Below are 25,126 nucleotides of genomic sequence, written 5' to 3' on the forward strand. Positions count from 1 at the left end.
GCACGGCGGGCCTTCTCACACGCTGGCCGCGCTCCGTGCGGCTCTCCCGCGTTCCGGCGCGGCATGCCTTGATCAGCAACGACCTGCTGCGCTGACGAGACAGTAGATCGTGGAACAATATTAGTCAACAAGACAGATGACGTCGATCAAATGTCCAGCTAGATCCCATGTTTTCACTCGGACTGGCGGTCCATGCCGTTGCATTGTGGAACGATCTGAGCTAACTTTGGCTCGTGACAGAGGACAGTGAGATCTTCGATCAGGCTGCTTCGGCACCCGCCGACGAGCGGATCGCCAGGGCACTGCGCGACCGGATACTCGAGGGACACCTGCCGCCCGGCACTCAGTTGCGCGACAGCCGGTTGTCCGCGGAGTTCGCGGTTGCCCGCCACACCTTGCGGGGCGCACTGCGCCGGCTGGAGCACGAGGGCCTGATTGTGTACCCGATGCACAAGAGCGCGGCGGTCAAAACGCTGACCGCCGACGACGTGCATGAGATCTACCGTGTCCGGCGGGCATTGGAACTTGGTGCCATCGAGAACAGTTCGGCAGCGCCCGCAGAGGCCTTCGAAGCTCTCGAAGCGACTGTTCACGCCGCCGAGAGCGCGGTGTCGCAAGAAGCCTGGAACCACGTGGGCACGGCGAGCCTGCGTTTTCATCAGGCGATAGTGGGCATGTTCGGCAGCGTCAGCATCGACCAGTTCTTCAGCGGTGTCCTCGCTCAACTGCGGTTGGCGTTCGCCGTCATGAAGGACGAGGCACAGTGGCAGACGCCATGGGTTCCGCGCGATCGAGAAATCTGCGGCCTGATCCGGAGCGGCAACCGTGCCGGGGCGGCCGCGCTGACTCGGCAGTATCTCGACGAATCCGAGCGCGGAGTGGTCGACGTGGTCCGGGCAAACGAAATGAACCAGCGGCGACCAGCACGACGACGCCGGCACAACGCACCCGAGGGAGGACAGTAGATGAGCACCGTGGAAGCGGCGTACCGACCGACCGCCGGAGGTGCGCTTGAGGTGGATCGCGCGTTTTACCAACGGCTGGCGGCGACTCACAATCAGCACAAGCTGGTCGACTCGTTCGAGATACCGATCCGGTCGGGCCGGGCCTGGAAAGTGCCACAGGGACACATCTGCCGCCTGGTGACCATTGACGGACCACAGGTCGCCGACTTGAACGTGTGGAACGCGCATGACCCGCGTGAGCGCATGTGGGCAGCGCGAACCCGGCAGCTGCAGCGTGCGCATGTGAGCACCTTCGATCGGCTGTGGTCGACCTTGCCGTTCCTCCGCCCGCTCGTAACCGTCACGCACGACACCCTTTCCGGCTACGGAGTCGACGGCGACGGCGGACGGGTGCACGACCTGCTCGGCACGCGGTGCGACCCCTATGTCAACCGAATGCTCACCGGTGAGAATTTCGACTTCCACTGCCATTCGAACCTGGTCCGAGCGGTGCTGCCCTACGGTCTCACCGAGTTCGATGTCCACGACGTCCTGAACGTCTTTCAATGCACCGGCCTCACCGATGAAGACCGATACTTCATGAAAGCGTGCCCTGCGCGGCCCGGGGACTTCTTCGAATTCTTCGCGGAACTCGATCTGCTCTGTGCGCTGTCCACCTGCCCAGGCGGCGACCTGTCGGTGCCGATGTGGGGACCGGACGCGCGTGATCCCTTGGATGTCTGCCACCCGATCGGCGTCGAGGTCTACCAACCCAGTCATGACCTGCTCCGCGGATGGCAGCCGCCCGAACGGGCCGCCTACGACACAATGCACGGCCTGCGGGCGCCGCAATGGCAGCACACCCGCTGACCGGCGCGCTCGGCCAGATCACGGCTCACGGCTCACGAAAAGGACCAGGTCACTCGATGCCTCCATGCACGTCCGGGCCGCTGCCCGCCAGGTGCCAATCCGCGAACAGCCGTGCGCCGACGTACATACGGAGACGGCCGGACGAGCGGGACGATCGAACCGAACACGGCACCCGGCGCGCACTTCGGCAAGTTGCCGAGGCTGGACCGCTCGACGTCGTCACCCGCGCCGCCGTCGACTTCGGATTTCAGATCGACGCCGCGAACATCGTGCGGCACTTCCGCGCTCCCGCTTCGGTGGCGCTTGACCACACCGACAACGACCACGTCATTCGCGCCGCCAGGCGGAGGCGGGCCAGCGGCGCGACAGACCACAGCGGTGCACTCGATCAATCGGCGAAGGCGCCAAGGCGCACTGCCCTCGGAGCCGTGATCTGATGCCGGAACCGTTCGTCCGCAATATTCCGACACGATGGACCGACTTCGATGCCAACCGCCACGCCAACAATGCCGTCTACCTGACCTACCTCGAGCACCTTCGCGATAGTTTCTTCATCCAGGCTGGCATTCGCAGGGACTCGACAGTGCTCGCATCAGCCAACCTCACATTCATCACCGCCATACCGCTAGGCGTAACGGAGGTAAGAGGATCCCTGACCGGCATTCGCGTAGGGAGATCCAGCATAACGACCACTGAAATTCTCGCCGCCGACGGCGCACCGGCGATGGAAGCGACATCGGTATCTGTCTATGTCGACGAACAGGGCCGACCATCTCCTGTGCCCGACCATGTCCGCCGTCAACTCGACGCCTACCGCATACCCGTCTCGACCGGAGAGGAGCACCTGTGAAAAACAGCGCGTGTCGCCATAGGATGATCTGCGGTGCCCGAGCCTCGCTCCGGCAATCAGGCCACAACGGCGGTGCGGAAAATCCGTCGATTGCCGACACAAATCGCGCGGCACCAGCGCGCCTTCCTGCACAGGTCTCTTAAAGAAGAAACCCATGTGATCGCCGACGAATTCGTCGCAACTCTCCCACTTGTGATTCCGAGCACAATGGGATCGACGAAGGAAGAAGCTGGAACACTCTCACGACCGAACCGCGCTTATCCGCGAACTCCTCGGTTGGACTACCTGACAAGACTCACGACGGAAAGGTTGACGATGAGTCGAGAAGTCATGATCACCTGCGCTTTGACCGGCAGCGGCGACGGGCACAAGAAGAACCCCAGCGTTCCCGTCACTCCGAAGCAGATCGCCGAGGACGCGCTGCGCGCCGCCAAAGCCGGAGCCGCGGCAGTCCATGCGCACGTCCGCGAACCGGACACCGGCGAGCCGTCCCGGCGTCGCGAACTCTACCGTGAAGTCCTCGAACGGATTCGAGAGGTCGATGACTCCCTGATCGTCAACCTGACTGGCGGCATGGGAGGGGAGATGCTGTTCGGACCGCCGGACAGTCCCCTGGATTTCCCCGCAGAGATGGACTTCGTCAGTCCGACGGAACGCATCGAGCATATCCTCGAGCTTCGCCCGGACATCGGCAGCTTCGACTGCGGATCGGTCAACTTCGGCGACGCGGTCTACGCGACGACTCCGTCATGGCTCGAACAAATGGCCCGGCAACTGCGAGAAGCCGGCGTGGCACCGGAGGTCGAAGTATTCGACCTGGGCCACATCGAACTCGCCAAGAGCCTGATCGCCAAGGGGCTGCTGCCGTCGCCAACGATCTTCCAACTGTGCCTCGGGGTCCGTTACGGCGCCCCCGCCACGCCTGAAGGCCTGCTGGCGATGCGAAGCAGTCTTCCAGCAGACTCCGTCTGGTTCGCGTTCGGCGTGGGTGCACGGCAGCTGCACATCGCCGGCCTCGCCGTGCTCCTTGGAGGACACGTGCGAGTCGGACTCGAAGACAACATCTATCTCGCCCGTGGAGTGCTCGCGACCAACGAACAGCTCGTAGAACGAGCCGTCAAGATCATCGAATCCCTCGGCGACAGGGTCATGGACGTGACAGCGGCGCGCCGCATGCTCGGCCTGACTGCTGTCAAGCCCGGGACATAAGCCCGCACCCGCGCTGGACCGCGCCGCACAAACCGGGTGGGACGCGGCCGCCGCGTCCCCGCGCCCCGCCCGGCTTCCACAGCAAGCCGGTCTGACCGGCAAAGAGAATCACGGAAGCTGGTTCTGCGAGACGGACCGGCTTCTACCCGATCCCGGACACTCCCCGGCGGTGCCGGTCCGCGCGGCCGGCAGGGCGCCCGTCGACCGGGACAGCGCCCGGGGCGCCGTCTCCCGCAGACCGAGGCTGAGCAGCACAACGAGCACCGCGCTCGCCGCCGCGATGACCATCGCTGCTTGCAGGCCCCACCTGTCCGAAGCCCATCCGGCGAGCATGGGGCCGAAGGCGCCGCCCAGCAGTTCGCCCGCGCCCATCGTCACCCCGGCCACGGTCGCCAAGGCACCCGGCGGGACGGATTCGGCGGGGATGACCGCCATGAACAGCGTGAAGCAGCCGACACCGGTGTAGGTCAGCATCATCGCCGCGCCGAGAAGCCACGCGTTGTCCACGAACATCACCGCCAGCGGGCAGCAGACGGCCAGGACCGTGAAGCCGGCCAGCGCGGGCTTGCGGCCGATCCGGTCCGAGATGGCGGGCGTGACGACACCCCACACCATCCAGGCCACGCCGAGGCACGTCATCACCGTTCCCATCGTCCCCGGGGCGAATCCCTTGATTTGCAGCAGATACAGAGGGGTGAACGTGACGATCGCGGAAAACCAGGTGAGGTAGCAAACGGCGATCAGGATGCACAGCACCACATTGCGCGAGCCCAGGGCCTGGCGGAGCGGTACCTTCACCGTCGGCTTCGCTGTCGATCGGGCGGCCGGGAGCAACGGACGTTCGCGGACGATCACCATCAGCGCGGCCGCGATCAGCAGCCCCGGCAACAGTGTCAGGAAAAACGACCAACGCCAGCCGATGGACTCGGCGAGCCAGATGAAGGCGAACGGCGCCGCGATGCCGCCGAGCAATCCCGCCGAAGCCCCCTGGACCAGGCCCATGTTCAGGCCGCGTCGATTCGGCCGGGACGCCTGGATCATCAGCGATTGCGACAACGGGATCACGCCGCCCTCGGCCGCGCCCATGAGAGCCCGCGCGATGAGCAGGCCGGCGAAACCCGTCGCCAGCCCGGAGACCGCGGAGATCAGGGAGAAGAGCACCACGGCCGTGATCAGCAGCGACTTGCGTCGTCCGAGCCGGTCGGAGAGGGCGCCCATCAGGATTCCGGACACCGCCCAGGCAAAGGACAGCGCGCCAGCGGCCAGGCCGAGCTGTGCCGACGACAGCCCGAAGTCGACATTGATGTAGGGCGTGAGGAACGCCAAGGCCTGCCTGTCGAAGAGGACGAACCCCACCCCCAGGAACAGGACGATAAGCAGGCGCCGCTCGTAGCGGTGTGCGTCGGAGCGGGCTTCGCCGGGCGTCATCACGCCGCCTCCGCGCCGGCGAAGCACTGCGAATGACGCTGATGCTGATTGGCAAGCAAGAGGCTCTCGAAATACCCGGGCATCGTTGCCCTGCCTTCCGTCGGGAATCGAATCGGCGTCCGTGAATTCGGTGATTGCGAAGGCCGGGCGCATGAGTTTCAGCTCACGGCAGCGGCCGAGGAATCTCGGCCGCTGCCGTATTGGTGGCCGCTACAGCCGGGTGGCCGACCCGCGTTCCAAGCGGCGCACGACGCCGCCGCCGACCGCGTTGCTCAACATGCCGACGTATTTCGCGGGGTCGAGCGTTTCTCCTTCGTGGATCGGGATGGCGACGCGCGGCGCGACCCGCCGGACGTAGTCGATGGACTCGGCGATCTTGAGCCACGGTCCGTCGATCGCCACGGCGAGGACTCCGACCTCCACTCCGGGCTCGTGAAACGAGTCCCCGGGGTGGAAGAACGCGCCACCGTCGATCAGGTAGCCGAGGTTGGCGCAACTCGGAATCGTTTCGTGCACGGTGGCGTGGACACCGCCGACGATGTCGACGACGGTGTCCCCGAACCGCAGTGTCTCCCCCGGTTCGGCCGGGCGATGCCGCGGCAGGCCGGACATCGTCTCGCCGAGGTCGCCGGGGGCCGCCAGTACTGCCCGGCGGCTCCTGGCCAGCACGCCGCGGACCTTTTCCGGATCCACGTGATCGGGATGCTTGTGCGTGAGCAAAACCGCGTCGATGCCGTCGACGCCGTCGATGTCGGACATGACGCCGGGATCGATGAGAAGCCGGGCGGACCCGGTGTCGACGAGCACGCAGGCGTGTCCGAAGTGGGTGATCTGCAAATGCCTCTCCTGCTCGGTCGGGACGGAGCCGAAAACAAACGGGGTCAGGTGGTGGTGTGGCCGCCGTCGATGTCGAACACCGCGCCGGTGACGAAGGTCGAATCGCGGCCGAGAAGGTATTCGACGAGGCTGGCGATCTCGTCCGGATCGGCCCAGCGCTTGAACAACTGGCGGCCGGTGAGGATTTCCAGCCCGCGTTGCTTGTCCTCGAACGGGTCGAGGGCGGCCCGTCCCAGCGCGGTGTCCACCCCGCCCGGACAGACGGCGTTGCATCGGACATTGTCGGCGGCGTACTCGGCGGCAACGCCGCGGCTCAGGCCGATCACGGCGGCCTTGGACGCGCAGTACACGCTCAGGTTCGGCAGCGCGACCCGGGCGCCCACCGAGGAGATGTTGACGATCGAGCCGTACCGGGCGGCGGTCATGACCGGCAGGACCGCCTGCATCATGAGCAGGTGGGTTTTCACGTTGACCGACATGACCCGGTCGAAATCCTCGGACGAGGTCTCCCGGAGCGGCCTGGGCAGGGTGATGCCGGTCGCGTTGACCAGGCCGTCGATCCTGCCGAAGGTCTCAGTCGCCTTGGCGACCAGGGCCGTCGTCACGCTGGTGTCCAGGCCGTCTCCGGCCTCGACGACCGGCTCGGGGCTGGCCTTGGCGACCTGGTCCGCGGTCTCTCGCAGCGCGGACTCGTTCACGTCGGTCAAGGCGAGGCGGGTGCCATGTCCCCCGAGGCGCACCGCGATGGCCCGGCCGATGCCACCACCGGCCCCGGTCACCACGACCACATCCGAACCACTATTTTTCGCGGTCACGTAGCTTCTCCTGATTCGTAGTCACTGGAATGATTCTTTTCTTCGGCGGCGGACCGTCCGTGCGGTGTCGTGGCACGAGAACGGTAAGAACCGCTGCCAGTACCGCTGGAATGGCGAAGGCGTAGAAACTCCAATTGGCGGAGAGTGCGCCCGCGTTGACCTGGGTGAGAATGTAGCCGCCATAGGTGGGGCCGATGATCGCGCCGATTCTGCCGACGCCGAGTGCCCATCCGAGCGCGGTCGCGCGAGCCTGCGGAGGATAGAGCCCGCCGATGAACGCGTTGACCAGGGTTTGCGTGTTCGAGCCGAATCCGGCGAGTGCGCCGACGAGGAGCATCGGCGCGGTCGCGGGCCTGAGGATGAAGAGCAGGACCGCGACGGCGGCGACGCAGAACGAGCAGGCGATGACGAGTTTCTCGCCCACCCGGTCGGCCAGCGCGCCGGCGATGATCACGCCGGCGACAGCACCGATGTTGAACACCAGCAGGAAGGTCAGGGCAGATCCCATCGGGTAGCCCGCGTTGCGCATCAACTGCGGCAGCCAGGTGTTGAGCCCGTAGACCAGCAGCAGCCCGATGACGGAGATGATCCAGAGAAGCGAAGTCATCGGCAGACGACGACCGCCCATGATCGTCTTGGCTGTCTCGACGAGCCCGCGCTTCGGATCGGCGGGCCGGGAATCCGTCGGCGGCTCGTACTCAGCGAGACCGAACCGCCGCGCGTAGGCCGCCGCCTCGTCGTGCCGTCCTTTCGCCGTGAGGAAGGCGATCGATTCGGGCAGCATCCGGATGGCGAGCGGCACGACGACGACCAGGGGCGCGATGCCGATGACGAACATGATCCGGAACCCGCCGACGGGCAGCAGTACGAGCGCGAGGACCGCGGCGAGCATTCCTCCGATCGAATAGCCGGAGAACATCACCGCGTTGTTGAGCTGTCGACGCCGCGCTGGGGAATACTCCGCGGTCAGCGCGATCGCGGTGGGGATCACTCCGCCCAGCCCCAGCCCGGTGACGAAGCGCAGCAGGGTGAAAATCTCCGGATTGGGCGCCAGCGCGGTCAGCGGCATGGCGATCGAGAACCAGACGAGGCAGCCGATCATCGTCCGGCGCCGGCCGACGATGTCGGTGAGCGTGCCTACGACGAGCGCTCCGGCCAGCGTCCCGACGAGCGCGAGGCTTCCGATGTGGCCGACGTCAGCCGGAGTCAGTGCCCACGGCCGGTAAGCGAGCAGGTCGGGGACGACGGTCCCGTACACGATCAGGTCGTACCCGTCGAAGACCACGGTCAGGCAGCAGATCAGCAGGATCCATCTGGTGCTCCGCGCGGCCTCGCGGCCCGTCGCGACATTGCGAGCGGACATGGTTCTTTCCGTTCTCCTGGGGGAAGGCAGGACAATTCCGCGCCGTTTCCGGCCTCATTTCGCGGACTGCCGGCGGTAATGGGGTTGGCTACCCGTAGCTCGGGTCCGCGGCCACCTCGATGTCGAGCACCAGCGGGCCGGTCCGTGCGGCGAGTGCCGGCAGGTGTTCGGCGAGTGTCGCCGCCAGCTCGTCGTAGTCGCTGATCCGCTGGGCCGGGCAGCCGAGCCCCGCCGCGATCCCGGCGATGCTCACCTCGGCGAACGACGGCCATGGCGGTTTGCCCTGCCCGGACTGCTCCGCGAGCCGGTCCATGATCGCGTAGCCGCCGTTGGACAGCACCACGAACAGTGCCCCGACGCGGTAGTGGGCGGCGCTCCACAGTCCTTGGATGCCGTAGAGCGAGGAACCGTCTCCGAGCACGGCGACGACGGGGCGGCGTGGTGCGCCCAGTTTGAGCCCGATCGCCGCGGGCAGGCCGAATCCCAGGCCGCCCGCGGCCGCGCTCACGAAACCGAGCGGAGCGCGGGCGGGGACGCGGCGGTGCAACTCGGGCCGGCTCGACGGCGACTCCTCGACCACGATCGTGTCGCGCGGCAGTCCGCGGGCCAGGAGGTCGAAGACGTGTCCGGGCCGAAGCGGCTCTCCGGTTCGCGGAGGAGCCAAGGGAGTCACCGGCGGGCGGGCGGCGGCGGGTCGCCCGTCGCGGGCGCGGACCCGGCCGGCGAGGGCTTGGCAGGTCAGCGCGACATCGGCGACGAAGGCACGATCGGCGACGCTGTGATGGGTGTCGTCCGCATACGGTGTCACCTGGAGGACGGTGCTTGTCCGGGGAACCAATTCGCCCGGCTCCCAAGGATACTGCCGAAACACCGGCGCGCCGAGCACCAGGATCACGTCGTGCCGGCCCAGGACCGACCGCACCGCGGACCGTGCCGGGGGCAGGTGCCCGCTGAACGCGGGGTGGTCCTGGGGAAAGCCTGCGCGCGCACCGAACGGCTCCTGCCACACCGGTGCTCCGAGGCGCTCGGCCAGTGCGGCGACGGCGGCCCAGTTCGACTGGCCGTCCGAGGCGGAGCCGACGACGAGTGCCGGTGTGTGGGCGTTGTCGAGGGCGGCAGCGAGATCGTCGATCTCGGCGCCGAGGGTGGGCCGTCCCCGGCGGATGTCGGCAGGGGCCGCCGCGCGGAGTTGCCCGGCGGGTTGAAGCCAGTCGTCCATCGGCACCACGACCAGCGCGGGGCCCTCGCCGGTGACCGCTTCGTGGTGCGCGCGGGCGACCGCACCGGGGACGTCCTCCGCGCGTGCCGGATGGCCCGTCCACACGGGATAGTCGCCGACGAGTCCGGACAACCGGCCGGCGAGGAAGGGATCATGGGCGAGATGGCGGCGGTCCTGTTGCCCGACCACGACCACCAGCGGCACCCGGTTGGTCCGCGCGGTCGCGAGCGCGCCCGCGGCGTTGGCGAGCCCCGCCGTCGTGTGGAGATTGACGAACGCGGGACGGCCGGTCGCGGTCGCCCAGCCGGTGGCCATGCCCACGACACTGCCCTCGTGCAGCGCGAGCTTGAAGTCAAGGTCGTCCGGAAGTCCGGTGAGGAACGTGATTTCCGTCGATCCGGGGTTGGCGAAGATCGTGGTCGTCCCGTGGTGCCGCAGTACTTCGAAGACCGCCTTCCGTACGGTTTTCTCCGGAGCGGCTTCGTCGACGACGAGATCGGGGTCCGCGGTGGTCATCAGAGTTGTCTCCTCGAGCGGGTGGTGAAGGAAGCGCGGGCTCAGATCGGGTAGTGGCGCTCGCCGGACTGCTGCGTGATCCAGCGCAGTTCCGTGAACTCCTCGAGAGCGGCGCGGGAGCCGAACCGTCCCCATCCGCTGGCGCCGACGCCCCCGAAGGGCATCTGCGGTTCGTCGTGGACGGTCGCGCCGTTGATGTGGCAGATGCCCGACCGGATGCGGCGGGCCACGTCGAGGGCCTGCCCGCCGTCGCGGCTGAAAACGGCCGCCGCAAGCCCGTATTCGGTGTCGTTGGCGGTAGCGACCGCCTCGTCCGCGTCGGCGGCTTCGATGACCGACACGACCGGGCCGAAGGTTTCCTCGTGGTAGATCCGCATGGCCGGGGTGACGTGCCGGAGGACAGTCGGCTGCACGTACAGCCCGTCCGCCGAGCCTCCGGCGAGCACCTCTGCCCCCTGTCGCACAGCGTCCTCGACGAGCGCCATCACGTGGTCGCGGGCTCCGGCGTGCACGAGCGGGCCGATCTGGGCGGCGTCGTCGTCCGGCGGGCCGACGACGAGCTTCGCCGCTCGTTCGGCCAACAGCGCGCTCAGTTCGTCAGCCGCGGGGCGTTCGACGATCACCCGCTCGGTGGACATGCAGATCTCGCCCTGGTTCATGAAGGCCCCGAAACTGGCAGCCGCCGCAGCTGCCTCGAGGTCCGCGTCGGCGAGGACCACGACCGGAGCTTTGCCGCCCAGTTCGAGCACCACGCGCGTCAGGTGCCGGCCGCCGAGTTCGCCGACGATCCGGCCAACTCTGGTGGAGCCGGTGAAGTTGACCCGTGCGGTCGCCGGATGGGCCACCAGCGCCTCGACGATCGACGGCGCGTCCTCGGGCGCGTTGGCGATCAGGTTGACCGCTCCGGCCGAAGCCCCCGCGTCGTGGAGGATCTCCACGATGGCAGCGTGCGTGAGCGGCGTTTGCTCGGACGCTTTGAGCACGACCGTGTTGCCGTAAATCAGCGGCATCGCCACTGCCCGGACTCCGAGGATCAGCGGCGCGTTCCAGGGCGCGATCCCCACTACGACACCGGCGGGCTGGCGGATCCCCATCGCCGTCAGGCCCGGCACATCGGACGGGATGACCTCGCCCACCGCGGAATAGGCCTGCGCCGCGGCTTCGGCGAGGAGGTCTTGCGCGACCTGGACGTTGAATCGGCACCACGGCCGGGTCGCGCCCATTTCCCGGCCCATGATCGCCGACAGCTCGGCGGCCCGTTCACCGAACAGTTCGGCGGCGCGCAGCAACACTTTCCGCCGCCGCGCGGGCGGAGCCCGGCCCAGCCGGGCAACGCTTCCGCGGCCGCGTCGACCGCGCGCCCGGCGTCGGCGACGGTGGCCGCCGCGACGTCCGCGATCGGTGCCGCGGTGACGGCCTCGACAGTCCGCACGTAGCGGCCGTCCTGCGCCGGCACGGATCGGCCGGCGATGAAAAGGCCGGACTTCCCGACTCGCGGCTCCTCGGCCGATCCGGTTCCGATGGGCGACATCGGCCTCTCCTCCACGCTTCGGTGTTCTGGTGGCCATCACCAGACTGCGGCGAGTATCCGGAGCCGCCGGGGAGAGGAACAACGCCTTCGTTCATTGAACGGACATCGGCCGCGCTCAGCCGTTGCGTGCCTTGATGCCCGGACGCCAGCCGAGCATCCGGGAAATGCCGAGCCCGCTGGCGATGACGGACGGGAGAACCGCCTGCCGTTGAACCGATCCGGACCGCACGACGACCGAGAGCGCGGCCACCACGCGTCCTTCGTGGTTCATGACGCGCGTCGCGATCGAGTCGGCGCCTTTGGTCAGTTCGCCGTCCACCAGCGCGCTGCCGGTGCGGCGGCAGTCGGCCAGTTCGCGCCGAAGCGCACCGGGGTCAGTGATCGTCCGCGGCGTGTAGCGCTGCAGCCCGCTTTCCAGGATCTTGTTCGTCAAGGCGGGTCCTCCGTGGCTGAGCAGCACCTTGCCGACTCCGGAGCAGTGCAGCGGCAGCCGTCCGCCCACCTGCGAGACCAGCCCGAGGGCACGGCGCGCGGACAACCGCTCGATGATCACCGCCTCGGTGCCCTCCAGGACGGCGAGCTGAACGTGCTGGTGCAGGGCGGTGTACAGGTCTTCCATGACAGGCTGGGCCATCGTGCGCAGCGATTCGGTCAGGGGCGCGAGCGTCCCCAGCTGCCACAGGCGAAGACCGACAGCGAAGCGGCCGTTGGGACGTTTCTCGAGCGCGCCGGCACTGGTCAGTTCCAGCACGAGCCGGCGCGCGGTCGGATGCGGCAGCCCGGTCTTGCGCGCGAGGTCGGCCAGGCTCAGCTCGACCTCGCCCGGCCCGAAGGAGAACAGCAGATCGAGAAGCCGGGAACTCACGCTCCGCCCGGGTTCGCTGGTCCGCGGCACGCCGATCACCTCGCTGTCTTCGCGCCCCTCGAATGTTCGTTCAATGAAACATCATGGCCCGACGCCGGCCCAGCCGGGCAGCATGGGCGGGGTGAAAACAGACCGTGGCCACGCATCGATCGCGCGGATCGCCGGAGGAGACGAAGAATGACAGCACGCACGATCGCAGGGCCGAGGATCGCGATTCTCGGCGGGGGCATCGGCGGGCTCGCCGCCGCGGCTTTCCTTCAGCAGCAAGGGATCCAGGCCACCGTGTACGAGCAGGCGGCGCGGCTCGCCGAGGTGGGCGCCGGTCTCGTGATCGCTCCCAACGCCGGACGCCAGCTGCGCAAGCTCGGCGTCCTCGACCGCCTGCGCGAGGACGCGGTCCGGCTCGACACCGGCTGGCAATTCCGGCGCTGGGCGGACGGCACGGTGCTCTCCGAGGAGAATCTCGCGGCGTCCTGTGAGCGTCTCTACGGCGAGCACACCTACACCGCACACCGAGCCGCGCTCCTCACGGCCATCCGGTCATGTGTGCCGCGGCATCTCGTCAAGCTCGGCCACAAATGCACCGGCCTCGACGCCGTCGGCGGTGCCTGGCGGATCCGCTTCGCCGACGGCCGCTCGGCCGAGGCCGACGTCGTGATCGGCGCGGACGGGGTGCACTCCACCGTTCGCAACACCATCATCGGCTCCTCGCCCGCGACGGACTCCGGCTTGTGCGCCTTCCGGGCGCTGGTTCCGGCCGGCGACGCACCCGACTTCGCCCGTCAGCCCGCGCAGACTTTGTGGATCGGGCCCGGCCATCATCTGGTGCACTACCCGATCTCCGCGGGCAAGTACGTCAACCTGGTCGCCTTCGCGCCCGCGGGCGGCGACACCGTCGAGTCCTGGACCGCGACCGCGACGGTCGAGGAATTCCTCGCCGAGTTCGGCGGCTGGGACCGCCGTCTGACCAGCCTGATCCGGGCCGCGGGCACCCCCGGGCGGTGGGCCTTGCTCGACCGCGCCCCGCTCGCCCGGTGGTCGGAAGGCAGCGCGACGCTCCTCGGCGACGCCGCGCATCCGATGTTCCCGTTCTTCGCCCAAGGCGCCGCCCAAGCGCTGGAGGACGCCGCGGTCCTGGCCCGTTGCCTGGCCGAGGACATCGACGATCCCGCGACCGCGCTGCTGCGTTACGAAGGGCTCCGCATCCCCCGCACTACCCGGCTCCAGACGGTCAGCCACGGCCGCTCCCACGTGAACCACCTTCCCGACGGCCCGCAGCAGCGGGCCCGCGACGCCGCGTTCGCCCAGGAGGACCCGCTGGTCGCCAACGGCTGGATCTACGAATACGACCCCGACGCGGTGCTCGCTGAGAGGTAAAGAGCATGGGTGTGCTGGAGCGCTTCGCGGTGTTGAGTTCCCCGGACCTCGACGAGTTCCGCCATTCGGTGTCGCAGTTGCTCACGCCGCACCGGCTGACGCCGCTCGCCCCGGGCACGCCCGAGGTGCGCACCGACCTGGCGAAGGCCTCGCTGGGGCCGGTTTCGCTGGTGTACTGCCGTAATCTCGGCACCGAACTCGGCGTGCAGCTGACCGAGCAGGTGGACTACTACGACATCAATCTGGCCCTGCACGGCCGCAACCGGGTCGTCTTCGGACGAGACGAGGTGGTCGTCGACCAGGCTCGCGCAGCAGTCATCTCCCCTCGGATGCAGGTGGACATGCGGCTGAGCGACGACTACCGCCAGCTGCACGTCCGGGTCGAGCGCCAAGCCCTCACCGAGCACCTGGAGGCCATGCTCGGCTGCTCCGCGTCCGCCGTCCTCCGCTTCCGGCCGGACATGGACCTGACCGCACCGGCCATCGGATCGTGGTGGCGGACCGTCCGGTCGCTGCTGCGAGAGCTCGATCATCCGGGAAGCCTCGCCGAGCTCTCCCCTGCCGCGGTGCCGTGGGCAAACCTGCTGATGACCGGCTTGCTGCTCGCACAGCCCCACAACTATTCCCCGCAGCTGGACCGGATCGCGACCGGACTGCACCAGCAACCGCCGGTGCGGCGGGTGATGGAGATCGTCGAAGGCGACCCCTCCGCAGGACTGAGCGTCGAGCGGCTGGCGCGCGCCGTGCGGATGACGCCGCGCTCGTTGCAGCGGCACTTCCGTTCGGCGTTGGGCATGTCGCCGCACGAGTACGTGCAGCAGGTGCGGCTCGCGCGCGCCCACGAGGAACTCCGCGCCGCCGAACCTCACAGTGTCACAGTGACCGAGGTGGCGCTGCGGTGGGGATTCACTCACGTGCCGCGCTTCGCCGCCCTCTACCGCAAGCGCTACGGGACCAACCCGTCGCACACTCTGCGCGGCACGGCCTGACCCGCGCGGACTTGTTGGCCGACGAGTTCGCCAAGCAAGGGCGGGAAAACGGTTCGTTCAATGATCAGCAGCCTTCTGCCGACACGGCCGTCGATGCCAGGCTCGTGCCGCAATCAGAAACCGAGTCCGTCCGGAGTGATGTAGTGCGATTCATCCATACCACGCTGCCGCAACGAGTCCGGTTCGCTTCGGGAGCCGCGGCGGCCGGAGTGCGGGCGGAGGCGGAGTGGCTCGGCGCCCGGCGGGTCATGGTGATCGCCGCCGACGCCGAACGGGCGCTCGCCGACGAGATCGCGGCCGATCTTCCGGTGGCGCTGCGGCACCACGAGGTCGCCATGCACGTCCCCGTCGAACTGGCCGAACGAGCCCGCGCCGCGGCCGCGGACCATCAGGCCGACGCGATCGTCTCGGTCGGCGGCGGCTCGACCACCGGACTGGCCAAAGCGACCGCCCTCACGACCGGACTGCCGATCATCGCCGTGCCCACCACGTACGCCGGCTCCGAGGCGACGGACGTCTGGGGCCTGACCGAGAACGCGGTGAAGACCACCGGACGCGATCCGCGCGTGCTGCCCGCCGCGATCGTTTACGACCCTTCGCTGACGCTCACCCTGCCCGCGGACCTGAGCGTGGCGTCCGGGCTGAACGCGCTGGCGCACTGCGTGGACAGTCTCTGGGCTCCGCGAGCCGATCCGATCAACGCGGCGCTGGCGGCGGAGGGGTGCGGGCACTCAACGCCGGGCTTCCCGAGGTGGCTGCGGATCCGTCCGGATTGGACGGTCGCGAGCATGCCCTGTACGGCGCTTACCTGGCCGCGACGGCGTTCGCCTCGGCCGGTTCGGGGCTGCACCACAAGATTTGTCACGTCCTCGGCGGAATGTACGACCTCCCCCACGCGCAAACCCACGCTGTCGTGCTGCCTTATGTCCTGGCGTTCAACGCACCGAACGCACCCGACGCCGACCGCCGGCTCGCAGCGGCATTCGGCACCGATACCGCGCTGGCTGGCCTGCAAGCCCTGCGCGCGCAGCTAAGCGCACCGGCGGCCTTACGGGACTACGGCCTCGCCGAAGCCGACCTGCCCGCCGCGGTCGAGGCGATCCTCGAAGCCGTGCCCGACAGCAATCCGACCCCCGCCACCGTCGACAACCTCGCCGCGCTGCTGCGCGCGGCATGGGAAGGAAGTGAACCCGCATGACGACCGACCGGGAAACCCCGGCGACGGTCTCGCCGGAGCAATCCGAACGCGAGGCCGAGCTGATCCGGCGAGTGCTGAGTTCCTTCGACGGCTGCGGCGACGAACGGCTCAAGCAGCTCATGCAAGCCCTCGTCCGGCACCTGCACGCCTTCCTGCGCGAAGTGCGGCTGACCGAAGCCGAGTGGGGCGAGGCGATCGAATTCCTCACCGCGGCCGGGCACCTCACCGACGACAAACGGCAGGAGTTCGTACTGCTCTCCGACGTCCTCGGCGCCTCGATGCAGACCATCACCATGAACAACGAAGCATGCGGCGACGCGACCGAAGCAACAGTGTTCGGCCCGTTCTTCGTCGAGAACAGTCCGGAGATCGAACTCGGCGGGGACATCTCCTTCGGGGCGAGCGGCGAACCGTGCTGGGTCGAGGGAACGGTCACCGACACCGAGGGCAACCCACTGGCCGGCGCGCGCATCGAGGTCTGGGAGGCGGACGCGGACGGTCTCTACGACGTCCAGTACGACGACGACCGCACCGCGGCCCGGGCGCACCTCTACACCGACGACGAGGGCGGCTACCGGTTCTGGGGCGTCACCCCGACCCCGTACCCGATCCCCGACGACGGACCGGTCGGCCGGATGCTGACGGCCGTGCGCCGCTCCCCGATGCGCGCGTCCCACCTGCACTTCCTGGTCGCCCACGAGGGCCACCGGACCCTCGTCACGCACATCTTCGTTCGCGGCGACCGCTACCTCGGCTCGGACTCCGTCTTCGGGGTCAAGCAGTCGCTGGTCAAGGACTTCAGCCGGCAGGAGCCCGGCTCCGCGGCACCCGACGGCCGCGACCTCGGCCGGACGAGCTGGTCGAAGGCCCGGTTCGACATCGTCCTGGCCCCGGCGGGCACGTGACCCCCGTACTTCGGACAACGATGGCAAAGGAGCACGAGTGACTGACTACGACCCGTTCGTCAACGAGGTGGAACCCGCGCCCGGCACGCACCGGATCCGGCGGATCGTCACCGGGCTCGACCCCGACGGCGAATCCACCGTGGTGCTCGAGGACCGGGGGCGATGGGCGCGCACCGGCCACGGCGTGCCGGGCTATGTCGTCACGGATCTCTGGCGCACGGACACGACGCCCGCCGACAACAGCGGGCCGCCGCGGGACCCGATGGACACCGACGAGAAGCTCCCCATCGCACCGACAGCGACCGGCACCGTGTTCCGCACGCTCGAACTGCCGCCAGACTCCGAATGGCGCTTCGACCGGGACGGCAACGAAATCCGGCCGCTGGCCGTGCACACCACCCGTTCGATCGACTACGCGATCGTCCTGCGCGGCGAGGTCTGGGCGGTCCTGGACGCGGCGGAAAGGCGCATGGCGGAAGGCGACGTGCTGGTGCAGCGAGGCACCTCCCACGCGTGGTCCAACCGCTCCGGCGAGCCGTGCCTGATCGCCTTCGTGCTGGTCGGCGGGACCCTCCCGGAGGACGGCCCGCCGGCCTGACGATCCCGGCTGGCAGAGCCCGGTCCCCCGCCGTTCACGACGCGTACGGCGAGGGGCCGGGCTTGTCGTCCAACGGCACCCGGCCCGAGCGGGCGAACCGGCAGATCATCATGTAAACGCCGACGACGTACAGAAGTTCGGCGATCGCGCGCGAGGAGAGTTCTCGCGCAGCGGCGGCGTAAACCGCATCGCTCACGTCGACATTGCGCACGCAGTCCTCGGTGAAGGCGAGCGCCGCCCGGTGCTTGAGACCGAACGCGGCAAAGTCGCCGCGGTCGATCGCGGCGATCTGCGCGTCGGAGATGCCGACGCTTTTGGCGGTCACGATATTCTGCCGCCAGACGTAGTGGCAGTCCGACAGTTTGCCGACGAGCAGCACCGCGAGCCGTTCGGTCCGGGCGTCGAGCTCCAGGTCCTGAAAGAGCCCGGCCAGGCAATCGACGAACGGCGGATACAACGTCGTGGCTCCCGCCATGGCCCGGAACAGGTTGACGTCAGGCAGCTTCGCGAACGCGGCCCGCACTTCCTCCGGGGCCGAATCCGGGTCGATCAGCGGGAGCCGTCCGGCGTTGTCGTTCATTGCGCATTCTCCTCGTCGGCGGAGCGCCTGTCGGCGTAGTTCTTGATGGCGGTCACGATCGCGGCATAACCGGTGCAGCGGCACAGGTTCCCGCTGATGGCCTGGCGGATCTCGTCCTCGTCCGGAGCGGGATTGCGTTCGAGCAGGTCCTCCGCCGAAAAAAGCATGCCCGAAAGGCAGTAGCCGCATTGGAACGCGTTGGCGTCCCAGAACGATTCCTGGAGTCCGCTCAGACCTTCCGTGCTCATCGACTCCAGCGTCTCGATCTCCGCGCCGTCTTCGGCGACGGCGAGCCGGAGGCAGGACTTGGTGATCCGGCCGCCCAGCCGGACCGTGCAGGCCCCGCAGTCGCCGGTGAGGCAGCCGATCTTCGGTCCGGTGACGCCGAACCGGGTGCGGAGTGCTTCGATCAGCAGATCACGCCGGTCCACCGCCGCCGTGCGGCGCTTCCCGTTCACGGTCAGCTCAAGGACCGTCAGGTCGTCATCCATGCCGTTCCCCCTCAGTGCCCGGTCTTGCTGCGCGTTTGCCGATGCCCGCCCGGGCCATAGCGAGCGCCCTGCGGGCCACCGGGCCCGCGACCGCGGCGCGGTACTCCCCCGGGGCGAGCACGTCGGTCCAGGGGACGGAAACCGCGTCCGCCGCCTGCGCCGCGGCCGCATCCAGTTCCTCGTCGCCGAGCGGACGTCCGAGCAGACCGGAGAGATCGACCGTGAGCGGCACCGGCTCAACCCCGCCCAGGACGAGCCGCACATCAGCGCAGCGGCCCGCATCATCGAGGCGCAGAAGCACCGCCGCGGTGGCGATCGGCCAAGAACTGCCGCCCCGCTTCACCTTCACGTAGCCATGCGCGAAAGCACGCGAAGACGGCACCTCGAAACCGGTGATCACCTCGGCGGCAGCGAGCACGGTTCGCCCGGCGTCGAGGAACAGTTCCGCGACCGGCACCCGGCGTACTCCCGCCGGGCCTGCGACGACCACGTTCGCGCGGAGAGCGACGAACGTCGCGGGAACGTCGGACTGCGGCCGGGCAGCCGCAACGGAACCGCCGATGGTGGCCTGGTTTCGCAATGCCGCTCCGCCGGTCACCCCGGCTGCCATGGTGTGCAGGAGCGGCGCGTGGCGCGCGACGTCCTCGCTGGCAAGGAGATCGCTGTAGGTGCACATCGCGCCGAGACACAGCCGGGATCGCTCGACCGAGATCGTCGCGAGCCCGGCATGGCGGAGATCGACGACGCGTCGCGGGCGGGACTCGGCACGTTCCATCTCCGGCACCACCCAGGTGCCGCCGGCCAGCAGCCGGCTCTCGCCGTCCAGTGCGGCGACGAGACCGGCGACGGTCCGCGGCGCGAGGTACTCGAAGCGGGTCGGGATCATCGCCGCGCCTCCCTGAGCGCGCGCAGGATCGCGACCGGGCTCAACGGCGTGCGGTCGAGCGAAGCCCCTAGCGGCGCGATCGCGGCGTTCACCGCGTTGAACGCCGCCGCCAGCGCCCCGGAGAATCCCGCCTCCCCGACGCCCTTCGCGCCCAGCGGCGTCCCCGGAGCCGGGGTGCAGAGGTGGCCGAGTTCGACCCGCGGCACGTCGACCGCTCGCGGGAGCAGGTAGGTCTTGAAGCCGGTCGTGAGCGGGATCCCGTTGTCGTCGAAGAGAATTTCTTCGCCGAAGGCCGCGCCGAGGCCCATCACGACGCCGCCGGTGACCTGCCCGTCGACCATCAGCGGATTGATCACGGTGCCGCAGTCGTGCGTCGCCACGTGCCGCAGCAGCGTGACGACCCCGGTTTCGGTGTCGACTTCGACGACGGAGGCGTGCACCGCGTAGGGATAGGTCGTATACGTCTGCATCCGGCCCAGCGCGTCCGGCACCTCGCGGATGTTGGCGGGCCGGTACGTGCGGGTCGACTCCAGGTGCGGCTCGAAGTCGAGCTGGAGCAAGTAGGAGCGGGTGTACACGGCCGTGGCGACCTCGGCGACGGAGACGCTGCGGGACGAGTCGCCGACTAGCCGGACGACGCCGTCCTCGATCAGCACCGGTTGCCCGGGATCCGCTCCCAGCAGCACGCGGGCAGCCGTGCGGATCTTGCGCGCCACGTCTCGTGCGGCGAGCACCGCGGCGTTGCCGCCGGTCACCAGGGAACGGCTCGAAATATTGCCGAAGCCGTACGGACAGGTGCCGGTATCGCCTTGCACTACGGAGACGGCGTCCAAACCAACACCCAGTTCGTCCGCGACGAGCTGGCAGATGCCCGTATCGCTGCCGGTGCCGGGACTGGTGACTCCGGTGAGCACCGACACCCGGCCCGACGGGCTCATCCGGACTGTCGAGGTGTCGTACGCCGCGACGAAAGCGCCTGGGATGTCCGCACTTTCCGGCATGAGCTCGAATCCGATGCCGATCCCGAGGCAACGGCCTTCCTCCCGCAGCCGCGCCTGCTCAGCGAGCAGCTCTTGGCAGGAAAGGATTTCCAGCGTCTTGTCGAGGGCGGCGCCGTAATCGCCGCTGTCCAGCTCCAGACCTGAGGTGTGCCGGTATGGGAAGGCGTTCGCACGGACGAAGTTGCGCCTCCGCACGGTGATGGCGTCGATGCCGGTCGCGGACGCGATCCGCTCCATGATTCGTTCCAGCAGCAGCGTCGCGCCGTCCTTGCCGAACGGTTTCGTGCCGCTCCACGGCGCCTTGTTCGTAACCACCACCCGATAGCGCACCTGGCAGTGCGCGATGGCGTAACCGAGTCCCGTCGAGAGCGCGCCGACGTACGCCATCCCCCAACCGTGCGTCGGCGCCGCGGCACCGTGATCGGTGAGGGCTTCGACGTCGAGGGCGAGCAGGCGGCCGTCGCCGTCGAAAGCCACCCGGTAAGACAGCACTTGTTCCCGGGCAGCGGGCAGCAAGGACGCCGCGCGTTCTTCCCGCCAGCTGACCGGCCTGCCGACAATCCGCGAGAGAACAGGCGCGATGAAGTCCTCGCGGCTCCCGTACATCTTCAATCCGAACGAACCGCCGACCTTGGGCGCGATGACGTGGATGTGCTCCTCGGGCAGTCGCATCGACGCGGCGAGCACTGTCCGAAGCACATGGGGGTTCTGTGTCGACGCGTAGAGAGTCAGTTGCTGGCCGTCGGCGTCCCAGTCGGCCAGGTACGTGCGCGGCTCCATCGGTGCCGCGGTGCCACGGTGAGTGCGCAGTTCGCCTTCGAGCACCTGCGCGGCACCGCGCGCCGCCTCGGCGAAGTCGCCGCTTCCGACTTCGCCTTCGATGAGGACGTTTTCGCCCCAGTCCGGATAGAGGAGCGGGGCGTCCGCGGCGAGCGCGGACTCCACGTCGAGCACGACCGGCAGCGGCTCGTAGTCCACCTCGACACTCGAACAGGCCGCACGGGCGTCCGCCTCCGAAGCCGCGACCACCGCAACGACCGGCTCACCGGCGTAGACGACCTTCCCGACGGCCAGCGGGAACACGGCGCTGTGATGTCCCCCGAGCAGCCCGGCGTCCAGGCCGTGCGGAATCTCGTCGCACCACGAGGCCAGGTCTTCGCCGGTGACCACCGCGATCACGCCGGGAGCGCTTTCCGCCGCCGCCGTCTCGACAGACCGGATCAGCGCGTGCGCGAGCGGCGCGCGCACCAGGGCGGCGTAGACCGTGCCCGGCAGCACGATGTCACCGGTATAGGTCGCGCGCGCCGTCAGGTAGTCGTCACCGTCGTGCTTGCGGACCGGGCGACCCACAACCTTGCCCGTGGCCCGCGTTCCCGCCTCCGTGGGCGTATCTCCGCGCGTCACCGCGCTCCGCCATTCCGGACATCAGCCATGGACGCACGCTAGGACTCGGCCAGGCCGCGGTCGATCCGTTCCCCGACAGCGTGATCCGGTTCCCGCCAGAAACAGCGGCGGTCTCCGGCGAAACCGGCCGCCCGGTCATTCAATGAACATGACGTTGTGCGCGGACCGGCGGCGGCGCGAGCATTCCGTGCCAGCACTCAGAACTCCGCGCAATCACAAGGAGACCAGCCGTCGTGAAATTGTTCGACGTTCGCAGCGTTCCGTCCGGAGTCGACGCCGCACTCGCGCGCGTCGAGAATCCCCGGCATCGGCACATGCTGAAAAATTACCGCCGGCACGCGCTGCTGGAGGTGTCCGGATTCTGGGAGGACATCCTCGTTCCCGCCATGATCGTCGACAATCCTTCGTACCGGATCAGCGAACGCGGCCGTACCACGGTCTGCGAAGGCATGGCGGAAGTCCGTGCCTTCTACTCGAAGGTCGTCGGGGAGAACATGAACGTTTTCGGTGCACTGGAAGAAGAAGTCGCCGTCTCCGACTACGGCATCTTCATCGAAGCCGTCTTCGCGCAAATACTGCGAGGGGACGATCCCGCTCTCGCCGGCGAGGACACCGACCCGCAGCGCACCTACCAGGTGTCGCACAATTTCGCCGCCGCGTGGCCCTACCGCGACGGGCGGCTGTACGGAGAGTTCATCTACGAGGACTTCGGCAGCTGGCGGGTGGACGAGGTGGACGCCTCCGCGCTGACCACTCCCGAGCAGGCACGCACCATCTTGGCTCCCTACCTCGCCGAAAGCCCGCTGTCCGAGATCGAAGAAGGGTTGAAACTCTTCGAGAACGGCCTCCGCTAAGTCTTTCGAAGTCCGTTCCCACGACAGCGCAGTCGAAGGACTCAGCAATGGACGCGAAACCCGCCCCCCAAGCGACCCCCTCGAACAGCATCCGCCCGCCGGTTCGAAACTCGGCAGGGCTGATCGTGCTCCTCGCGAGCGCGGCCCTCGGCGCGGAAGCCGGTGCCGTGCTCGGTCCGGTCGTCGTGCTGATCCGCGACGATTTCCGCCTCTCTCCTGGCCAGGCAGGTCTGGTCATCTCGATGCACGGCCTGCTGATCGCGGCCTGCGCCCCAGTGGCCGGCGCTCTGGCGGACCGGGTCGGCACGAAACGACTGCTTACGGCGTCCCTCATCGCCTACGGCGTGTTCGGCGGGCTGGGAGCCCTGTCCGGAAACTATCCGCTGCTCCTGCTGATCCGGGCGCTGTTCGGCGTGGCCGTCGGCGTCATGACGGTCGCCTACACAGTAGGCATGCTCACCCTCCGGCACAGCAGGGACCGCGCCACCGTCATGGGCTACCAGTCCGGGATCGGGAACGTCGGCCAGGTGCTGTGGCCGCTGCTGGCCGGAATCGTCGGCGGCCTCGGCATCGGCTGGCGCGGCCCCTTCCTCCTGTACCTGGTCGCGCTGCCTCTCGCCGCGGCGGCCGTCTGGCTTCTTCCGGACACTCCGAGGAAGAACAACTCTCAGCCTTCCGCACACTCTGCCGACACCGTGCGCATGCGGTCGGTAATCCGCGACGCCCCGGTCCTCCTCTGGCTGTATGCGCTGATCTTCATCGTCGCCGTGCTGCTGTATGTTCTCGTGGCGTTCTTGCCCCAGCGCCTGAACCAACTCGGAGTGTCCGGCCCGCTGGAAGTGGCGGGGTTCCTCGCCGCGGCCACCGGTCCCGCGGCCGTCGTCGGCATGGCCTACGGCCGGCTCCAAGCACACCTTCGGCCTCGCACGATCCTCGTGCTCGCCCTGGCCTCGCCGGCACTGGGATTCGCGCTGCTGGCCCTCTCCGCCAGGCCCTTGCTCCTGCCGTTCGGCGCGGCGTTGATCGGCGTCGGAATCGGCCTCGTCATGCCCGCTGTCCCCACGCTGGCCAGCGAATCCGTCACGGCGGCCGCACTCGGCCGCGCCACGTCGTGGATCTACGCCCTGTTCCCGCTGGGAAACTTCGCCGCCCCGCTGCTGCTCGGCCCCCTGGCCGACGGCCCGTTCGGCTTCCGCGCTGTCTTCGGCGTGTCCGCGGCGATCAGCCTCCTGTCCGCCCTCGCGTATTTCGCAGGCCTGCGGCACGTCCGGTTCGGAAACGGATGCCGGACCGGCCAAGAATCGGAGACTTGATGACTTCACTCCCGGACAACGGATACATCGACATCCACGCGCACTTCACCGTTCCGGCAACCGAGGACCAATCGAGACGCGCCTGGCAAGCGATGCTCGGCCGCGGAATCTTCCTCCCCGAACCGTTCGAATGGTCCTTGGACCGAACATTGGCCTACTTGGACCGATCAGGTACGGCAATGCAGTTCCTGAGCAACATTCCGGGCACGCTGGACGCGTTGCGCACTTCCAACGACTACGGCGCGGCGATCGTGGCACAACATCCCACCAGGTTCGGACTGCTGGCCGCCCTGCCGACCGACAACCCGGCCGTCGCACTCGACGAGGCCGTCCGTGCGCGGGAACTCCTCGGCACCGACGGGTTCGCTGTCACCGCGAATTACCACGGCACCCACCTCGGCAACGAGGCTCTCCTCCCACTCTGGGAACAGCTCAACGAATGGGGATCCGTCGTATTCGTCCACCCGGACGCCCGGCGACCACCGACCTTGGATCACCCGGCGCCGCTGTACGAAGTAGCCTTCGAGACCGCCAGGACCGTCTTCGACATGCTGTTCCGGAAGGTCTTCGCCCAGTTCCCGGGCATCACGTTCGTATTCGCCCACTGCGGCGGAGCGTTTCCCGCACTCGCCGGTCGGGTGTCGTTGCTCGGGAACGAGTCATGGGTGCCGCACGGACTGTCGGCACACGACCTGGAAGACCAGCTGGAAACCGTCTACGTCGACACCGCCGCGACAGCCTTCCCGAGTTCGCTCCTGCCAGCAGCGGCGATCCTGGGAGCCGACCACATCGTGTACGGCAGCGACTGGGGCGCACCATGCACCACTGTGGACACCGCGGAAGAAAACCGGAACAGCCTCCAACACTGTGGTGTGTTGACCGCAGCGGAGACCGCGACCGTCCGCCGGCGCGCGCTGGACTTGTTTCCCCTCGCCGCCCGCCGATTGGGAACCACACCGAAAACGCCTTGAGCGTCAGAACGCTCAGCTGCGCAGCAAAGGTGCCAGCTTCGTGTCCAGCCGCAGCCGCTGCCTGACCGTGACGCCGCCCGCCAACATCGAGGAGAACCCGTCGCGACGAACA

The 25,126-nt window shown here is 68.4% G+C and carries 22 protein-coding genes and 1 pseudogene; 12 read left to right on the top strand and 11 right to left on the bottom strand.

Annotated elements, in window-relative coordinates; all coding sequences use genetic code 11:
• Nucleotides 1-233: 233 nt before the first annotated feature.
• From RPX00_RS45040 to RPX00_RS45055, 4 genes are all read left to right on the top strand, one after another.
• Complete coding sequence (locus tag RPX00_RS45040) at nucleotides 234-965, top strand: GntR family transcriptional regulator (protein WP_406635181.1); 732 nt, start codon at nucleotides 234-236, stop codon at nucleotides 963-965.
• A complete protein-coding gene (locus RPX00_RS45045) occupies nucleotides 966-1,814 on the top strand; it encodes an urea carboxylase-associated family protein (protein ID WP_406635183.1) in 849 nt (282 codons plus the stop codon). It begins immediately after the preceding gene.
• 436 nt (nucleotides 1,815-2,250) lie between these two features.
• A complete protein-coding gene (locus RPX00_RS45050; protein ID WP_406635184.1) occupies nucleotides 2,251-2,664 on the top strand; it encodes an acyl-CoA thioesterase in 414 nt (137 codons plus the stop codon).
• Between the two features lie 33 nt (nucleotides 2,665-2,697).
• Nucleotides 2,698-3,873, top strand: coding sequence for a 3-keto-5-aminohexanoate cleavage protein (locus RPX00_RS45055; RefSeq protein ID WP_406635186.1), 1,176 nt, complete (start codon nucleotides 2,698-2,700; stop codon nucleotides 3,871-3,873).
• A gap of 108 nt (nucleotides 3,874-3,981) precedes the next feature.
• Here the strand turns inward: RPX00_RS45055 and RPX00_RS45060 are convergent, their stop codons facing one another.
• From RPX00_RS45060 to RPX00_RS45090, 7 genes are all read right to left on the bottom strand, one after another.
• The gene (locus RPX00_RS45060) at nucleotides 3,982-5,454 is read right to left on the bottom strand and encodes an MFS transporter (protein WP_406635188.1); all 1,473 of its coding nucleotides are present in this window, start codon (nucleotides 5,452-5,454) and stop codon (nucleotides 3,982-3,984) included.
• Between the two features lie 57 nt (nucleotides 5,455-5,511).
• A complete protein-coding gene (locus RPX00_RS45065; protein WP_406635190.1) occupies nucleotides 5,512-6,138 on the bottom strand; it encodes an MBL fold metallo-hydrolase in 627 nt (208 codons plus the stop codon).
• Nucleotides 6,139-6,182: 44 nt separating this feature from the next.
• A complete protein-coding gene (locus tag RPX00_RS45070) occupies nucleotides 6,183-6,953 on the bottom strand; it encodes an SDR family NAD(P)-dependent oxidoreductase (protein WP_406635192.1) in 771 nt (256 codons plus the stop codon).
• Entirely contained in the window at nucleotides 6,937-8,316 is a 1,380-nt protein-coding gene (locus tag RPX00_RS45075) for an MFS transporter (protein ID WP_406635194.1), read from the bottom strand. Before RPX00_RS45075 ends, RPX00_RS45070 begins: the two co-directional genes overlap by 17 nt.
• Before the next feature lie 88 nt (nucleotides 8,317-8,404).
• Nucleotides 8,405-10,051, bottom strand: a complete 1,647-nt coding sequence (locus tag RPX00_RS45080; RefSeq protein WP_406635196.1) for a thiamine pyrophosphate-dependent enzyme — start codon at nucleotides 10,049-10,051, stop codon at nucleotides 8,405-8,407.
• A 41-nt stretch (nucleotides 10,052-10,092) separates the two neighbouring features.
• Nucleotides 10,093-11,343, bottom strand: a complete 1,251-nt coding sequence (locus RPX00_RS45085; protein ID WP_406635198.1) for an aldehyde dehydrogenase family protein — start codon at nucleotides 11,341-11,343, stop codon at nucleotides 10,093-10,095.
• 354 nt (nucleotides 11,344-11,697) lie between these two features.
• On the bottom strand, nucleotides 11,698-12,477 hold the full coding sequence (locus RPX00_RS45090) for an IclR family transcriptional regulator (protein WP_406635200.1): 780 nt from the start codon (nucleotides 12,475-12,477) through the stop codon (nucleotides 11,698-11,700).
• A gap of 147 nt (nucleotides 12,478-12,624) precedes the next feature.
• On the opposite strand from RPX00_RS45090, the gene RPX00_RS45095 reads away from it, so the two are divergent.
• From RPX00_RS45095 to RPX00_RS45115, 5 genes and pseudogenes are all read left to right on the top strand, one after another.
• Complete coding sequence (locus RPX00_RS45095; protein WP_406635202.1) at nucleotides 12,625-13,824, top strand: FAD-dependent monooxygenase; 1,200 nt, start codon at nucleotides 12,625-12,627, stop codon at nucleotides 13,822-13,824.
• A gap of 5 nt (nucleotides 13,825-13,829) precedes the next feature.
• Nucleotides 13,830-14,813, top strand: a complete 984-nt coding sequence (locus RPX00_RS45100) for an AraC family transcriptional regulator (RefSeq protein ID WP_406635203.1) — start codon at nucleotides 13,830-13,832, stop codon at nucleotides 14,811-14,813.
• A 209-nt stretch (nucleotides 14,814-15,022) separates the two neighbouring features.
• Nucleotides 15,023-16,011: pseudogene (locus tag RPX00_RS45105) on the top strand (maleylacetate reductase).
• A complete protein-coding gene (locus RPX00_RS45110) occupies nucleotides 16,008-16,916 on the top strand; it encodes a dioxygenase (protein WP_406635205.1) in 909 nt (302 codons plus the stop codon). Before RPX00_RS45105 ends, RPX00_RS45110 begins: the two are co-directional and overlap by 4 nt.
• A 37-nt stretch (nucleotides 16,917-16,953) precedes the next feature.
• On the top strand, nucleotides 16,954-17,514 hold the full coding sequence (locus RPX00_RS45115; protein ID WP_406635207.1) for a cupin domain-containing protein: 561 nt from the start codon (nucleotides 16,954-16,956) through the stop codon (nucleotides 17,512-17,514).
• Between the two features lie 34 nt (nucleotides 17,515-17,548).
• Here RPX00_RS45115 and RPX00_RS45120 read toward each other — a convergent pair whose 3' ends face one another.
• The 4 genes from RPX00_RS45120 to RPX00_RS45135 are packed head-to-tail and all read right to left on the bottom strand — an operon-like array spanning nucleotide 17,549 to nucleotide 21,822.
• Nucleotides 17,549-18,094 (bottom strand): carboxymuconolactone decarboxylase family protein, encoded by a 546-nt coding sequence (locus tag RPX00_RS45120; RefSeq protein ID WP_406635209.1) that lies wholly within the window; start codon nucleotides 18,092-18,094, stop codon nucleotides 17,549-17,551.
• Nucleotides 18,091-18,585 (bottom strand): (2Fe-2S)-binding protein, encoded by a 495-nt coding sequence (locus tag RPX00_RS45125; protein ID WP_406635210.1) that lies wholly within the window; start codon nucleotides 18,583-18,585, stop codon nucleotides 18,091-18,093. Before RPX00_RS45125 ends, RPX00_RS45120 begins: the two co-directional genes overlap by 4 nt.
• Nucleotides 18,578-19,471, bottom strand: a complete 894-nt coding sequence (locus RPX00_RS45130) for an FAD binding domain-containing protein (protein ID WP_406635212.1) — start codon at nucleotides 19,469-19,471, stop codon at nucleotides 18,578-18,580. Before RPX00_RS45130 ends, RPX00_RS45125 begins: the two co-directional genes overlap by 8 nt.
• Complete coding sequence (locus RPX00_RS45135) at nucleotides 19,468-21,822, bottom strand: xanthine dehydrogenase family protein molybdopterin-binding subunit (RefSeq protein ID WP_406635214.1); 2,355 nt, start codon at nucleotides 21,820-21,822, stop codon at nucleotides 19,468-19,470. Before RPX00_RS45135 ends, RPX00_RS45130 begins: the two co-directional genes overlap by 4 nt.
• 287 nt (nucleotides 21,823-22,109) lie before the next feature.
• Here RPX00_RS45135 and RPX00_RS45140 point away from each other — a divergent pair, with 287 nt between their 5' ends.
• From RPX00_RS45140 to RPX00_RS45150, 3 genes are read left to right on the top strand one after another with little or no spacing between them, the layout of a single operon-like run.
• A complete protein-coding gene (locus RPX00_RS45140) occupies nucleotides 22,110-22,730 on the top strand; it encodes a hypothetical protein (protein ID WP_406635216.1) in 621 nt (206 codons plus the stop codon).
• A gap of 47 nt (nucleotides 22,731-22,777) precedes the next feature.
• Nucleotides 22,778-24,043, top strand: coding sequence for an MFS transporter (locus tag RPX00_RS45145; RefSeq protein ID WP_406635218.1), 1,266 nt, complete (start codon nucleotides 22,778-22,780; stop codon nucleotides 24,041-24,043).
• Nucleotides 24,043-25,014: an amidohydrolase family protein gene (locus tag RPX00_RS45150; RefSeq protein ID WP_406635220.1), complete on the top strand. Its 972-nt coding sequence runs from the start codon at nucleotides 24,043-24,045 to the stop codon at nucleotides 25,012-25,014. Before RPX00_RS45145 ends, RPX00_RS45150 begins: the two co-directional genes overlap by 1 nt.
• Nucleotides 25,015-25,126: the final 112 nt, after the last annotated feature.

The sequence above is a fragment of the Amycolatopsis sp. WGS_07 genome (genome assembly GCF_045278895.1).
GTDB lineage: Bacteria > Actinomycetota > Actinomycetes > Mycobacteriales > Pseudonocardiaceae > Amycolatopsis.